The organism is Eisenbergiella massiliensis (assembly GCF_003435485.1).
On sequence record NZ_QVLV01000009.1, the window covers coordinates 182490 to 197186 of the forward strand.

Here is a 14697-nt window from a genome sequence, read left to right on the forward strand (position 1 = left end):
GGAGCGATGGGATATTTTCCGTTTTTTATGGAGATTGAAGATAAAAAAGGCGTTGTACTTGGAGGCGGGCAGGTGGCAGCAAGGAAAGTGGAAAAGCTGCTTCCCTTTGGCCCGCGCCTGATCTGTATCGCTCCGGTGATCTGTGCGCGTATTGAGAGTCTGGCGCAGGGGGCGGATCAGCTTACGCTCATATACAGGGAAGCTTGCAGGGAGGATATGGAAGGGGCATGCTTTGTTATTGCGGCAACAGACCGGGAAGACGTAAATGCCTGGGCGGCGCAGTGGTGCAGGGAAAGGCAGATACCTGTAAATGTGGTGGATGACAGGGAAAAATGTACCTTCTTTTTTCCTGCGCTTGTTCAGGAAGGAGCGCTTACCGTAGGTATTTCTTCAGACGGGAAATGTCCAGCCGCCGCTTCTTTTATAAGAAAAAAAGTGGAGAAGGAATTACCGGAGGGACTGGGGAATACCATAGAAATACTGGGAGGCCTGAGGGAACGGGTACTTTCGGAGGTTGTGGATCAAAAGGAACGTGCGGCGTGTCTGGAAAAGCTGTTTGTTTTCTGCAGGGAAAAGGCATTTCAGGTGAAGGAAGAACAAGTAGAAGCATATATGGATCAGCTTCTGGCGGAGCGGCGCGGATATTGGGCGGAGGAAAAGGAATGACAAAAATAAGAATCGGTACGCGGGGAAGTAAGCTTGCTCTGGTGCAGACCACGCTTGTGGCAGAGGCCCTGCGTGCCTGCTGGCCGGGAGTGGAGACGGAAACGGTAATTATAAAAACCAGGGGAGATAGGATTCTTGACAAACCGCTGGGTGAAATTGGTGATAAGGGATTGTTTGTTTCTGAATTCGAAACCGCTCTGTTGGAAAAACGGATAGATCTGGCAGTACATAGCGCTAAGGATTTGCCTCAGCGCCTGGCAGAGGGACTTGAAATTCTGGCTGTGCCGGAACGGGCGGATGCCAGAGATGTCCTGGTGCAGGTTAAAAATAAGCTTCCGAAGGCGCCTGTCATTGGAACTGGAAGTCTCAGACGCAGACTGTATGTGGAAAAACTGTGGCCGGGTGCACAGGTGAAGCTGATCCGAGGAAACGTGGAAACGAGGCTTGCCAAACTGGCGAAGGGAGAGTATGACGGAATTATACTGGCTAAAGCCGGTTTGGACCGGTTAGGAATTATAGAACGGGAAAAAGAACATTTTGTTTTTCAGCCTCTTGATCCGGAAGTATTTCTTCCTGCGGCGTGTCAGGGAATTATTGCCGTAGAAGGCAGGGCGGACTGGGAGTATCGGGAAATGGTGGAGAAGCTCAGCCACAGGAAAACACTCCTGTCCTTTGAAACGGAAAGGAAGGTACTGGAAGTGCTGCAGGCGGACTGCAGCCAGCCTGCGGCGGCATACAGCGTAATTGAACCGGCCGGGATAGAAAAAGAAAAGATTCTTCTCACTGTAATGTACGGAGGGAAAGAAAGCCGGGGAGAATGGGGAGTGGAAGAGCGGTATGCCCTGGCCGATGTTCTTTCTGCCCAGGCGCGGGGGAATGTCTGATGGAAAAGAAACCAATGGGGAAAAAAACAATAGAAAAGAAATCAATAGAAAAAAAAACAAAGGATAAGGAATTGGCAGATAATGTGCCGTCGGATAGAAAAACAGGGAAGGTAAGCCTGGTGGGCGCCGGATGCGGCGGTCCGGAGCTGCTTACCTTAAAAGGTCTGAATTGTCTGCGGCAGTGTGACGCGGTTCTTTATGACAGTCTTGCCGCACAGGAGCTTCTGGAGCTGACTCCTGTCGGCTGTGAAAAGATAAATGTAGGAAAGCGTTACGGCGGAAAAGCCATGCCGCAGGAGGATATAAATGCACTTCTTGTGGAAAAGGCCAGGGAAGGAAAATATGTGGTGCGGCTCAAGGGCGGCGATCCTTATGTATTTGGAAGAGGCGGAGAGGAAATGCTGGTTCTCAAGGATGAGGGGATCCCATGTGAGGAGATACCAGGTATTACATCCGCGATTGCTGCTCCTGCAGCAGCGGGAATTCCTGTTACGCACAGGCAGTGCAGCAGGATGGTGACCATTCTTACCGCATCAGCCATAAACAGTGAAGGAAAAAAAGAAGCGCTGACACAGGTGGATTACAAAGCGCTGGCACAGCTTCAGGGAACGCTGGTGGTTCTGATGGGGATGCACCATCTGGAGGAACTGGCATTAAAGCTGATGGAAGCAGGAAAAAGTCCGGAAACTCCGGCTGCCGTAATTATGGAAGGTGCTACCATAAGGCAGAGGAGCGTCAGAGCCACTTTGGGTACGATAGCAAAGACAGCCGCAGAGGCCGGATTGAAACCTCCCGCAGTTATTGTGATAGGAGAAGTGGCAGCGCTGGATCTTATGCCGCAAGAACTCTCATTCTCATCAGGAGAATTGCAGGGACTGCATATCGGTGTTACGGGTACGGAAGGCTTTTCCGGCCGATTGGCGGCTGCCCTGCGGGAGAAAGGCGCCTGTGTAACAGACTGCGGTTTCCTGAAGGCAGTGCCAACGGAAAAGGAATTGCCGGATTTTGCTGAATTTGACTGGCTTTGTTTTACAAGTCCGAACGGTGTGATGCATTTTTTTGATAAGCTGCGGCAGGAAAAAAGGGATTTGCGTACGCTTATGGGAATGAGGATTGCCGTTATCGGGCCCGGGACGGGAAAGAAGCTGGAGGAATATGGTTTTTATCCGGATATTTGTCCGGAGATTTTTGATGCGGAACACCTGGGAATTGCGCTTGCGGAGAAAACAGCTCCCTCTGAACGTATACTTTTGTGCCGGGCGGAGAAAGGAAGTCCTGCCCTGACTGAGCGGTTGTTACAAGCGGGGCGGGAATTTACTGATTTCACTTTATATTCCCTAAGGATTGATCCGGAGAAACGGAAAAATGCGGTCAGGATGGCGGCGGAAACGGATTATCTGCTGTTTGGCAGCGCATCCGGTGTTGAAACATTTTTTGAAGGGCTGCGTGAAGAGGGGGTTTTGCTCCCTGAACGTGTAAAGCTTGCCTGTATTGGGGAAAGATGCGCGGCCAGGCTCAAAGAAATGGAATTGCAGAATCGGATTACAGGTGATACACTCGTTGCAGAGGAGTTTACAATAGAGGGACTGGTTCGCTGTGTAATGAAATCTGCAGCGGGCGGCCGAAATCCGTAAAAGCTTCTGTTAAATAAAGGTCAGGCTTAGCCAGCCTGATAATAGAAAGGAAAGATTGCCGCCGATCAGGGCGGCGGAATGGAGCAGGGTATGCAAAGATTCAGAAGACTTCGTAAAAATGAGACAATACGTTCCATGATGCGGGAAACAAGGCTGCATCCGGCGGACTTAATTTATCCGATATTTGTAATTGAGGGAGAAAACATTAAAAATCCGGTAGACTCTATGCCGGGTGTTTATCAGTACTCTATAGATCGGCTGAATGAAATTATGGACAAAGTGAAGGAGAGCGGAATTTCCGGCGTCCTTTTGTTTGGAATACCGGCCTGTAAAGACGAAATGGGGACACAGGCTTATGCAAAGGATGGTATTACCCAGCGTGCTGTTTCCTATATCAAGAAAAATTATCCTGAAATCTATTGCATCGTTGATGTATGTCTGTGTGAATATACCTCCCATGGCCATTGCGGCGTGGTCAGGGATGGGCAGATAATCAATGACGAAACACTTCCGTTGTTATGTCGGATGTCTGTGAGCCTTGCAGAAGCCGGAGCGGATATGATAGCGCCTTCGGATATGATGGACGGTCGTGTTGAAGCAATCAGGGATGCTTTGGATCTGAATGGTTTTGAAGGGATTCCGATTATGGCATACAGCGCCAAGTTTGCATCTGCTTATTATGGTCCGTTCAGGGATGCGGCTCATTCAGCGCCAGGCTTTGGGGACAGGAAGAGCTACCAGATGGATTTTGCCAATGGTCAGGAAGCTGTCAGGGAAATCGCTTCCGACATTGAGGAAGGTGCCGACATAGTAATGGTCAAACCTGGTCTGGCCTATCTGGATGTATTGAAGGAAGCGGCGCTGACCTTTGACATGCCCCTGGCGGTATACAATGTAAGCGGGGAATATTCTATGGTAAAGGCGGCTGCGGCAAACGGCTGGATTGACGAAAGACGCATTGTGACTGAGAACCTTACGGCAATGAAACGGGCCGGGGCTAAAGTTATTATCACCTACCATGCTTTGGATATGGCAGGATGGCTGGAAGAGGAAAGGCGGAAATAAAAGTGACAAGATCACAGGAATTGTTTGAGCGTGCATCAAAGCTGATGCCTGGAGGTGTTAACAGCCCGGTGCGGGCTTTCCGCAGTGTTGGGAGGACGCCCTTTTTCGTAGAGAAAGCCAAGGGCGCCTACTTGTACGATGCAGATGGAAACCGTTATCTGGACTATGTATGTTCCTGGGGGCCGGGAATTCTGGGACATGCTTATCCGTCTGTTATTGAAGCAGTACAGAAGGCGTGTGAAAACGGACTTACATTTGGAGCACCTACGGAAAAAGAAGTACTGCTTGCCGAACTGGTTCAGAAGTGTGTCCCATCCATGGAAATGATGAGACTTGTCAATTCCGGAACGGAAGCGGTTATGAGCGCTGTCCGTGTGGCCAGGGGATTCACCGGACGTGAAAAAATAATAAAATTTATCGGCTGCTATCATGGACATTCGGATGGGCTGCTTGTCAAAGCCGGCTCAGGACTGATGACCGGATCCATACCGGATAGCGCAGGAGTTCCTGCGGGTTATGCAGCGGCTACGTTATTGGCGGATTATAATGACAGGGAATCCGTGCGAAGACTGATGGAAGAGAATAGTGGAGAGGTTGCCTGCATAGTGGTGGAGCCGGTTGCGGCCAATATGGGGGTAGTTCCTCCGGAAGATGGGTTCCTGGAATTTTTGAGAGATATCGCTGATGAGAATGGTTCGCTTCTTATTTTTGACGAGGTGATTACCGGGTTCCGTTTGGGGCTGGATGGTGCGCAGGGATATTATGGAGTGCGTCCGGATCTTTCTACCTTTGGGAAAATTGTAGGCGGAGGCATGCCGCTGGCTGCCTATGGCGGGCGCAGGGATGTTATGTCTTGCATTGCACCCTGCGGCAGTGTATATCAGGCGGGCACATTATCAGGGAATCCGATTGCGGTAACTGCCGGAATCGAAACTTTGAAGATATTAATGGCGCATCCTGAAATTTACAATGAGATCGACAGAGCTGCGGCCCGGCTGGAAAAGGCATACCGAGACATTGGGCTTATGGTAAACCGTGTTGGTTCTCTGCTGTCTCCTTTTTTTACAGAAGAAAAAGTATGGGACTATAAGAGTGTGCTTACTGCTGATACGGCGGCCTTTGCTGAATATTTCAGCTGGATGCTGGAGCATGGAATATATGTAGCGCCGTCTCAGTTTGAGGCGATGTTTGTCTCTGCTGCACATACGGAAGGAATGATTGAGCAGACCTGTGAATGTGTCAGAGAATATGGCGAAAAGTTAAAGAGAAGATGTGAATAATTAAAATGTAAGAAAGTGTTCAGAAAAAAAGTGGCCGGCGATTTCTGAGATAATGCCCTTGTAATAGAAACAGGAGGAAGATTGGAATGCTTCCCGGTAGCTGTGCAGATAATTATGCAACAGTTACTTTTCCTGTTTTATTACAGGGGCCTTTTGTATGTCTTTAACCTTTGATTGAACCGACAAATACACCTTTGACAAAGTATTTCTGGAGGAACGGATAGATACATAAAATGGGTGCGGTTACGATAACCGTAACACAATATTTTACCAGTTCACGATAAGCGGTAGCACCCTGGACACTGTTGATGGAAACGCCTCCGGCACTGCCTACGGAAGACATAGTGGAATCGTTCATTACCAGGATTTCCTTCAACAGCAGCTGGAGAGGGTACAGATCCCTGTCCTTGAGAAGCACCATCGCATTGAACCAGGAATTCCAGTTGCCTACCATATAATATAGGAATATAACTGCAAGAACCGGTTTGGACAGCGGCAGAATAACATTAGTCAGTATCTTGGCCTGAGATGCTCCATCGATAACAGCAGCCTCTTCCAAATCATAGGGAAGTGACTGGAAGCCGGTCCTTAATATAATCATGTTCCATGTATTAAGGGCGGTAGGCAGAACCATAGCAAGGACATTGTTGTAAAGCCCCAGGTTTTTCATCATAAGAAACCAGGGAATCAGTCCTCCGCCGAAAAACATGGTGATGGTAATAAAAATCATAATGGGACGCTTCAACAGTAATCCCTTTCTGGACAGAGTATATGCTCCCATAATAGTAAAAGCCATATTCAACAAAGTACCCAGCCCGACGTATACAAAAGTATTCCGAAAACCAATTAATATGCTGTTATCCTTAAACACAAGCTGATATCCGCTTAATGTAAAGCCGATTGGCTTCAGAAGCAGCCCCTGATGTGCGATCAGTTCCGTAGGATTGCTTACTGATGCAAAAAGAACATGCAGCATAGGATAAAGGCAGATAATGGTCAGGAAGGTAAGAAAGGCATAATTCAGAATATTAAACAGGATGTTCGATGGTGTCCATTTACCCACCGAACGCTTTTGTTCTTTTGTTTTCACTTAGCAAACCTCCTAAAAGATGCTGATTTCCGAGTATTTAGCGGCAATTTTATTGGTCATCCACAGAAGGATAAAGTTAACGACAGAACTGATTAAGCCTACTGCTGTTGCAAAGCTGTAGCTGGCTTCCTGTAGCCCTCTTCTGTAAATATAGGATGCTATGACGTCGGAGGTTTCATACGTCAGTGAATTGTACAGCAGAATTATTTTCTCATGACCGGATGCCATCAAGCCTCCAACAGCAAATATAAACAATATAATGATGGTCGGGCTGATTTGAGGCAGGGTAATATGCCACATTTTCCGAAAACGTCCGGCACCGTCTATTTCTGCAGCTTCATAGAGCCCGGGATCAATGGAACTCATGGCGGACAGGTATATAATGCTGTCCCAGCCAATATTCTGCCAGATGCCGGAAAAAGTATAAATCGGCCGGAACATCTGGGCATAGCCGAGAAGGGATGAATGCTCGGTACCGGTAATCCAGTTGACAAGCTGGGTCAGGATGCCGCCTGACTGTGTAAAAATGTGTATCAGGCCGCAGATAACGATAAGGGAAATAAAGTGGGGCATATATGTTATGGTCTGGACGACTTTTTTGAACTTCATGGATTTTACTTCGTTTAGCAGCAGAGAAAGAAGAATAGGAGCTGTGAAACCGAAGCCCAGTCCCCATATGTTCAGCATAAAAGTGTTTTTTACGGTACGGAAGAAGTAGGGGCCGGTCAGGAATTCCCGGAAATGCTTCAGTCCTACCCATTTGCTGCCGGCAAAGCCCAGAAGCGGCTTATAGTCCTTGAAGGAAATCAGTATGCCCCACATGGGAGCGTAACAGAATACGAGATACCAGACAAGGACAGGAAGGATCAGAAGATAGGCAAAATAGTTTTTCCTGAAGTCCCTTTTCCATACAGCTCCGGTTAAACGGGGGCGCGTGGAACCGGAGAGGTTGTTTTTGACTGTTTTCATAAATGACTCCAATTCATTTGTGGCTTGGCAGAACAGCAGCCGGAAATAGTATGGCTGATAGCAGTTACAGCCTTTGTCCGGCGGATATTCGGCACATCAAAATTCAGTTTAACAGCGCCGCCATGCACCCGAAGGTGCATGGTTTATATAGCGCGGTGCTCTCTGCTTAAAGCGGCAGAAGCTTAATGGTAAGTATTATTATCTTGCATTATACCGATCCAGCGCTGCCTGCCATATGTTGATAAATTCATCCATACCCTGCTGCTTGGCCTTTTCTAAAAATTCATCGTAAGCGTCTACAGGGAGCTGACCCATAATAATTTTAGAGAAATATTCGTTCCGCATAGTGGAAAGGACGGTACCGAGTTCCCCTTCACGTGAACTTTCCTCCGGGGTCAGAGTAACGGGAGGCATAGTGACAGAGGAATCCATATTTTCCGTCCAATACTGGCGGATGTCGCCTGAATAGCTTCCCTCAGAAGCCATAAGAGGGTTGGAATGATGTTCATCACGAATATCTGCAAAGTCATGAACACGGTATTTCCAAATCAGGTTGCTGAGAGGCTGTTTATCCGGATCGTTATACATGAGACCGTCAGGATTGTAATAGGGCATGCCATTTTCATCAATCAGATGTATATCCCCATAGGTACCAAAATTGTAAACTTCCCAGCCTTTTTTTGTATAAGCAAAATCCAGAAAGGCCATAGCGGCCTCCACGTTTTTACACTGCGTTGTGATTGCCGCATTGGAGCCGGAACGCTTAAAGTTGCGGTAGGTCTGCTGAGATTTATCCCCTTTGTTCAGTACAGGATTCAGAGCTGCCACAAAATCAATATCATTGTCCTCTTTCCAATAGCCCCACATGGTATCCGGGGAATCCATCATAACTGCACAGTCGTCGGAAATTGCTTCTGCCATCCTCTGATTAAAATCGGCGGTGGCCCAGTCGGTATTGAGCAGACCTTCTTTATACCAGTTCTGCATGGTACTAAGGTATTCTTTGGCTCCTTCCTGCGCAGGCCCCCAGCCAACTTTTCCATTTTCATCTACAAAATTCCAGTCCCAGACGCCATAGGCACCGTTAATAATTCCGGTGAAAATCTGGCCATAAGAGGAACCGTAATTGAGCGGCTGGGAATAACCGGCATCTTTACAGGCTACAAGGAAATCATGCAGTTCATCTACAGTTTCGGGAATGGGGAGGCCGGTTTTATCAAGGGCTTCCTGCTTAATCAGAAGACCGAACCAGCACCATTCATTATATGGGGCAATACCATATACAGCACCGATGGTACCTTCATCAGAGACGGTGGTTTTCCGGCGTTCTTCGTCTGAATTCCTCCAGGCTGAGTAATTGGGCATATATTCGTCGATCAGGTCTGTCAGATCAAGGTATGCGCCGTCATTTACTCCGGCCATAACGCCGCCTGTATAACGGCTGGCATCTACAATGATGTCCGGTAAATCACCGCTGGCAATCATGAGATTAAAATCTGTGGTTTCTTCTCCCAGAGTCGGGACAATAAAATTGAGCTTGATTCCGGTCAGTTCCTCTACCTGTTTGAAGACCCGCTGGTCATTCAGGTCGGGACACACGGAAGCTAGAATAGAATTGCTGGGCATCCAGATATCCAGAGTGACATCTTCCTTATAGGGATAAGCGGAGTAGTCATTCGGGATTACCTCTTCAAAAACATCTCCGAGATAGGTATCATTCAGTGTGGTATTAACCTTTTGGATTTCGTCCTCGGTGGGTGTTTTGTTGCCGCGCAGGGAAGTGAGATCTTCCTGCCCTTCGGTTCCGGCAGAATTGTCTGCGGATTCTGTGCCGGACGCTCCGCTGTCGGTGCCGGCTGTTTCTGCTTCTGCAGATGCGGTTGTGTCCGCATTGCCGCATCCGGGCAGCGCTGAAACAACGAGAGCACAGGCAAGAAGCAGGCTTACAAGTTTCTTTTTCATAGTGTTTCCTCCTTTAATGTATGGAACTTTTGTTGTATGGAGTAATAAGGGAACTATCCCTCTTTCCATCATGGTTCGACGTTGGAGCCGGACGGTTCGCAGAGGTGTTTTTCAGCAGCGGATCGCGCACCTTTTTCCGCAGCTTCCGCCACTCTCACCAAAGTCATGAAGTAAGCCTGATTTTCGGGTGACAGGCGTTTGAGAATGTCTGTGGCCTCTTTCACAATCGTTGCGTTCATATGTATCACCTCTCTATTAAATTTGTGATGAAATAATAACACTAAATTTATATAAAGTCAAGTTAATTTATTAATTTTGTGATATTTGAGCGGGAAACATGTCTGACGGATATTTTACTTCCGGGAGAGATTCCGCTCTTCCGTTTCATACTTCCTCTGTCTTGCGGTAAGCAGGCCGGAGGCGGACTTAATGCTTCCGAAAACAGAAAATCCGCATTGTATTCAGGCAGCAGGAGAATACAGGTTTTTCTGAATTCGGGATATGTAAAATCTGTGATACCATTCAGCTTATTCTGAATAGTTTTTTCACTGACTCCGAGAAACTGTGCGTACTGTCTCAGGGAGATTCCTTTTTGATACAGAACTGTCTTCAGGTTTGTAAACATGGGAACTGCTCCTTTCTACCCTTAAGGGTAAGATTTTATGCCATTATATACCCTTAAACGTAATTATGCAAGCTGTAATTTACGATTAAGGGTAATTATCTGCTTGCGTTTTCCTCCAGGACATGATAGAATGCCATCGTGGACGGAGGTGACCTGGGTTGGATTTCCTGGAAAAACTGGATTATTTGATGGAAGAGAATCATTTGAATAAAAATACATTATCGAAAGCCTGTAATATTCCGTATACAACTATCGATGGTTGGTACAAAAAAGGCTATGAGGGGCTGAAGCTGACTTCTTTGAAGAAGCTGTCAGGTTTTTTCGGAGTTCCTCTTGATTTCTGGGCGAATGATGACACTCTCAAGTGCGGCGGATCAGAAGTAAAGCAGAAGGTTATTATGCAGATTGAAAAGATGAGCGAGGAGGAAGCGAGGGCGGTTCTGGCTTTTATACATTCTCTTGGAGAAGTGGAGCGTATTTATGGCAGTGAGAAGAATGACTTAACGGATATTATGGAAATGACAGGAATATGAATCCGCTGCGGGGCGATTATATAAATACAGGCGGGTGAGCCGGAATGCATCCTGAATTTTATAGCTTGCCTTTTTATGATGTTTGTGATAAATTAATATTACGTCAGCGTACAGGGGGTATTTTATGATTCACCGTTTAAAAGAGGTGCGGAAGGAATTGGGCTTCAATCAGACGGATTTTGCAAAACATCTGGGAATAACTCAGACAGCCTATTCTATGATAGAAAACGGCAACCGCCCTTTAGCAGATAAATATGTTAAAGTAATATGTTCAGCCTTTAATGTAAATGAAAACTGGTTTATTACCGGTGAGGGCGAGATGTTTCTCTCGTCACCGTATGAGAAGGAATTTATAGATATTTTCAGCCGTCTTGCCCCGGAGACCCAGCAGTATCTTCTTCTTATGGCAAAAGAACTGCTGAAGACCCAGGAGAGGCTGCTTGAATCCAAGGACAAACAGCAGGCTGGCGGAAACGGGGGAGGAGATTTGGAATGAAAGGATGTGCCGGAGAAGGATTTGCACTCAGAAAGGCTGTCAGAGGCTGTTTCTCCAATGATTTGGGGATTCATGGAATCGGAGACCCCTTTGTTCTGAAAACGCAGGATGGAAGCTATTATTTATACTGTACCTCAGCACCGGACGGATTTTATTGCTGGAGGTCAGAGGATCTGGTACATTGGACAGACAGGAAAATGTGTTATACACGTAGCAGCGGCAGCTGGGGTGTTGACAGCTTCTGGGCGCCGGAGGTGGTATACTTCGGCGGAAGTTATTATATGTATTATACCGCGAGGAATGCGGCGGGAAGCCTTAGAATCGGGCTGGCAATTTCGGACAGGCCGGATGGTCCGTTTCTGGATAAACGGAATGAACCCTTCTTTGACTTCGGCTATGCAGCGATTGATGCCAATGTCCTGATAGATGAAGATGGTTCCAAATATTTGTATTATTCCAGAGACTGCTCCGAAAATACGGGCGAGGATGGCATTCGCAGAAGCGAGATATATGGGATCAGGCTGCGGGAGGATATGCTTGCTACAGACGGTGAAGCGGTACGGCTTTTGACGCCGGAGCAGGCATGGGAGCTGGAATCAGGGAATCCGCTTTGGAATGAAGGCCCGGAAATGATAAAGCATGGTGGCCGTTACTATCTGACGTATTCCGGCAACTGTTTTGCCGGTTCTGCCTATTCAGTGGGATATGCAGTGGCCCCTGAACCGCTTGGCCCTTTTGTAAAAGCGGAGGAAAATCCGGTTTTAACTTCCCAAGACAGAAAAGATGTATCAGGAACCGGGCATCATAGCTTTACTTGGTCGCCGGATGGTACGGAGCTATGGGCAGCCTATCATTCCCATACTTTTCCCGACAGGCCTGATGGCAACAGGAAGGTTAATATCGACCGTGCCGGTTTTACAGAAAAGGGAAAGCTTTACATAAATGGGCCGTTGACAGCTTTCCAGCCGATGCCTTCAGGAGCCGGAACGGTGAACGTCACAGGGAAGTTCAGCGCGGAGACGGCAGGAAGGGATGCCGGGTTTCTGGTGGACGGATGTATTTCGGTATATGGGAATGATGAGGGGATGGAACAGGAAATACCGGCGGCAGAAGGAAGTGTAACCGTCATATTAACCGCATCGGAACCGGTGGAGTTAAACAGGATTGCAGTATTCCCAGGCCAGGCCGGATTTGGGGCCATTTCATCTTTAAAGATTGTTCTTGACAATGAGTTATCATCGAAAGAGTATGTAATCTGCGATGAAGATACAGTACCGCTTATTTTGGATTTTCCGATACATTTGGCGAAGAGAATAGAAGTATTGTTCAGCTTGAGGGAAGGCGAAATGAGTATAGGGCTTTCGGAAATTATGTTAATAAGAGAAGAAGGATAAGACTGTATGGCTGCGTACAAAGACAGAACAAAAGGGATGTAAATTATCAAGGGAATGGCTGCAGTGCTTCAGTGGATATTAAGCCGATGCAGACGAATGAAGAACGAATGAGGTAAGTATTTTAACAGAAGATGCGTACCTCATCGTTTTTTGAATAAATATATGAATGATTATACATGGAGCATAAGATTATTTCAAGCAGTCAGTTTATAGTTCTATTTAATTGTAGGAAAAAGAAAAAATGGTACAGAATTCCTGGAAAAATTAGGTCTGGCCTTGCGGCCAGCCCTACTTGTCTCCGGTAGCTTCCTGATAGGCCTTTGATGCCGGCTGTGACCAGGAGGTTTTGTTGCCGGCGGTTACTTTACCGGTTTTCCGGTCAACCGCATAAAAGTTGTCAATTTCCGTATTCCATTCACCGCCGTCCAATGTGGTGTATTCATTATAACAAACGAATAACTGACATTTGCCATTGGTCGAAATCCGATCATAAACCGCAGTTTTTCTGACGTGCAGCTTCTGTTCGCCGTTTTCCGTTTCCCATTCACTGAGAATTGCATAAAAATTTCCTTTTGCATTATAAGTACATTCGTAGGCATAGCCTTCCGGAGCAAAGACTGCTGCGTAGAGTTTATCAAAAGCACCTTCGGGAGTGAGCAGACCGTCACTGTCAACAGAAGAAGCAGTCCATTCGGTGGAAGCTGTTTCAGCTGATTCGTGTTTCTGAGAGGTGTCACTGCGGTCTATTGATTCTTCCTGCGTGTCCTGAGTTATCGATTCTTCCTGCCCGTTCTGGGTTAGAAGTTCTTCCTGCGTTTCCTGCACTGTCTGATCTTCCCATTTCTCTTGCGCTGTCTGGTCGTACTGTCTCATTGCATCCTTCAGCATGTGTTCGATGATTTCCGGAAGCTCCGCTCTTTGCTGCTGGTGAATGAGAGGAGGAGAGTCAGGGCCGCCGAAGGTCAGCTCAATGCTGCCGCTGTTTTCCAGGCTGCTTCCATATTTCCCATATTCTATAAAAAGAGAGAATTCATGCAGTACATAGAAAGGATCCTCCAGCAGATTTGATATTATTCCGGCAGCATCCATAGCACATGATGAAATGTCCCAATCGCCGCGGCAGGACAGGGTAAGAGCTCCTGTCATGCCTGTGACAGGGCCGACCTGTGAGGAAAGAGTTCGCTGTGGGAAATACTGCAGGGCATATTTTTGTGCCTTCAGGTATGTTCTGACTTCCGTATAATCGTCATAGTAGGAATGCGGAGCATCCCATTCCGCCGCCGCATGAAATACAAGCTCAGGATTGTCGGCAGGAACGGCCTGATACAACGTGACGGGCCGGGTGGAATCTATTTTATTTGTAATGGCTTTTTCTGAGAGGATAAATGTTGTATCATAGCGGGTGTTAAGAACAGAACGAACCACAGGTTCATCGTCAAAGGCATATTCTTTTCTGAAAATCGGTCCTATAGGCTTATAATAGCTGATAATTTTTTCAGAGTTATAACCGGAGGAATATCTGGTAACCTGAATTACATCACTGGAAAGCCTGACTTCTTTTTCTCTGCTCTCAGGATTCAAAAGGATAAAAAAGAGCATGGCAGCCAGTGTATAAATAACGCCTGCCAGAAGCAGTACGGCTATGCCTGCCCGCGCCAGGATTTTCCGGGTGTTTTCACGCTCCAGGATGCCAAACAGCCTGCAGAGGCAGAACAGTTCCAGCGAAAAGGGAAGGCCTGCCGCCGCCAATATCCAAGATGACGTGCTGAGCCAGCCGCGCAGGGAAAGGCCTGTGCTGTGTGCCAGCCAGCCCAGGGAAAAACAGGAGACTGTCAGGATAATACAGGCAAGCAAAAATATAAGTGTTATTTTTCGGAAGGTAATATTTTTATTTTTCATGGCCACATTATATCACATGTGCAGAGACGTTGTCATGAAAGTAAATAACAGAAGCTCAATTTGGAAGTAACTCAGTTTAACAGAAACTCAGCCCATCAGAAGGTGTATAATGCTATTGTACCGCAAGGGCCGCGATAATTTAGGGGAATTCAGAGGTACACACCATTTTTTATTGTGATGGCAGTGAGGATTTGTTATAC

General features: G+C 47.0%; 13 protein-coding genes. 8 read left to right on the forward strand and 5 right to left on the reverse strand.

Annotation, left to right across the window (positions count from 1 at the left end; all coding sequences use genetic code 11):
• The first annotated feature begins 6 nt into the window (after positions 1–6).
• The 5 genes from DXC51_RS14820 to hemL all read left to right on the forward strand — a co-directional run bounded on the left by DXC51_RS14820 (position 7) and on the right by hemL (position 5529).
• Positions 7–666: a precorrin-2 dehydrogenase/sirohydrochlorin ferrochelatase family protein gene (locus DXC51_RS14820; protein ID WP_025487497.1), complete on the forward strand. Its 660-nt coding sequence runs from the start codon at positions 7–9 to the stop codon at positions 664–666.
• Entirely contained in the window at positions 663–1550 is an 888-nt protein-coding gene (gene hemC, locus DXC51_RS14825; protein WP_025487496.1) for a hydroxymethylbilane synthase, read from the forward strand. Before DXC51_RS14820 ends, hemC begins: the two co-directional genes overlap by 4 nt.
• Positions 1550–3184 carry a uroporphyrinogen-III C-methyltransferase gene (gene cobA / locus DXC51_RS14830; protein WP_181970112.1) on the forward strand — a complete coding sequence of 545 codons (1635 nt, stop codon included), beginning with the start codon at positions 1550–1552 and terminating at the stop codon, positions 3182–3184. The genes hemC and cobA overlap by 1 nt, the downstream gene beginning before the upstream one ends.
• Before the next feature lie 90 nt (positions 3185–3274).
• Positions 3275–4249 (forward strand): porphobilinogen synthase, encoded by a 975-nt coding sequence (gene hemB, locus DXC51_RS14835; protein WP_025487495.1) that lies wholly within the window; start codon positions 3275–3277, stop codon positions 4247–4249.
• Positions 4246–5529, forward strand: coding sequence for a glutamate-1-semialdehyde 2,1-aminomutase (gene hemL / locus DXC51_RS14840; protein ID WP_025487494.1), 1284 nt, complete (start codon positions 4246–4248; stop codon positions 5527–5529). The genes hemB and hemL overlap by 4 nt, the downstream gene beginning before the upstream one ends.
• A 163-nt stretch (positions 5530–5692) precedes the next feature.
• On the opposite strand, the gene DXC51_RS14845 is transcribed toward hemL, so the two are convergent.
• The 4 genes from DXC51_RS14845 to DXC51_RS29545 all read right to left on the reverse strand — a co-directional run bounded on the left by DXC51_RS14845 (position 5693) and on the right by DXC51_RS29545 (position 9789).
• Positions 5693–6619 (reverse strand): carbohydrate ABC transporter permease, encoded by a 927-nt coding sequence (locus DXC51_RS14845; protein WP_021640322.1) that lies wholly within the window; start codon positions 6617–6619, stop codon positions 5693–5695.
• Between the two features lie 12 nt (positions 6620–6631).
• Positions 6632–7588, reverse strand: coding sequence for an ABC transporter permease (locus DXC51_RS14850; protein ID WP_025487493.1), 957 nt, complete (start codon positions 7586–7588; stop codon positions 6632–6634).
• Positions 7589–7786: 198 nt separating this feature from the next.
• Positions 7787–9550 carry an extracellular solute-binding protein gene (locus DXC51_RS14855; protein ID WP_025487492.1) on the reverse strand — a complete coding sequence of 588 codons (1764 nt, stop codon included), beginning with the start codon at positions 9548–9550 and terminating at the stop codon, positions 7787–7789.
• A 68-nt stretch (positions 9551–9618) separates the two neighbouring features.
• The gene (locus tag DXC51_RS29545; protein ID WP_021640326.1) at positions 9619–9789 is read right to left on the reverse strand and encodes a hypothetical protein; all 171 of its coding nucleotides are present in this window, start codon (positions 9787–9789) and stop codon (positions 9619–9621) included.
• A gap of 544 nt (positions 9790–10333) precedes the next feature.
• Between DXC51_RS29545 and DXC51_RS14865 the strand changes: the two genes are divergently transcribed.
• The 3 genes from DXC51_RS14865 to DXC51_RS14875 all read left to right on the forward strand — a co-directional run bounded on the left by DXC51_RS14865 (position 10334) and on the right by DXC51_RS14875 (position 12598).
• The gene (locus DXC51_RS14865) at positions 10334–10708 is read left to right on the forward strand and encodes a helix-turn-helix domain-containing protein (RefSeq protein ID WP_021640328.1); all 375 of its coding nucleotides are present in this window, start codon (positions 10334–10336) and stop codon (positions 10706–10708) included.
• 124 nt (positions 10709–10832) lie between these two features.
• Entirely contained in the window at positions 10833–11204 is a 372-nt protein-coding gene (locus DXC51_RS14870; protein ID WP_021640329.1) for a helix-turn-helix domain-containing protein, read from the forward strand.
• Positions 11201–12598 carry a glycoside hydrolase family 43 protein gene (locus DXC51_RS14875; protein ID WP_025487490.1) on the forward strand — a complete coding sequence of 466 codons (1398 nt, stop codon included), beginning with the start codon at positions 11201–11203 and terminating at the stop codon, positions 12596–12598. Before DXC51_RS14870 ends, DXC51_RS14875 begins: the two co-directional genes overlap by 4 nt.
• 288 nt (positions 12599–12886) lie before the next feature.
• Here the strand turns inward: DXC51_RS14875 and DXC51_RS14880 are convergent, their stop codons facing one another.
• Complete coding sequence (locus tag DXC51_RS14880; RefSeq protein ID WP_049942205.1) at positions 12887–14497, reverse strand: hypothetical protein; 1611 nt, start codon at positions 14495–14497, stop codon at positions 12887–12889.
• Between the last annotated feature and the right edge of the window lie 200 nt (positions 14498–14697).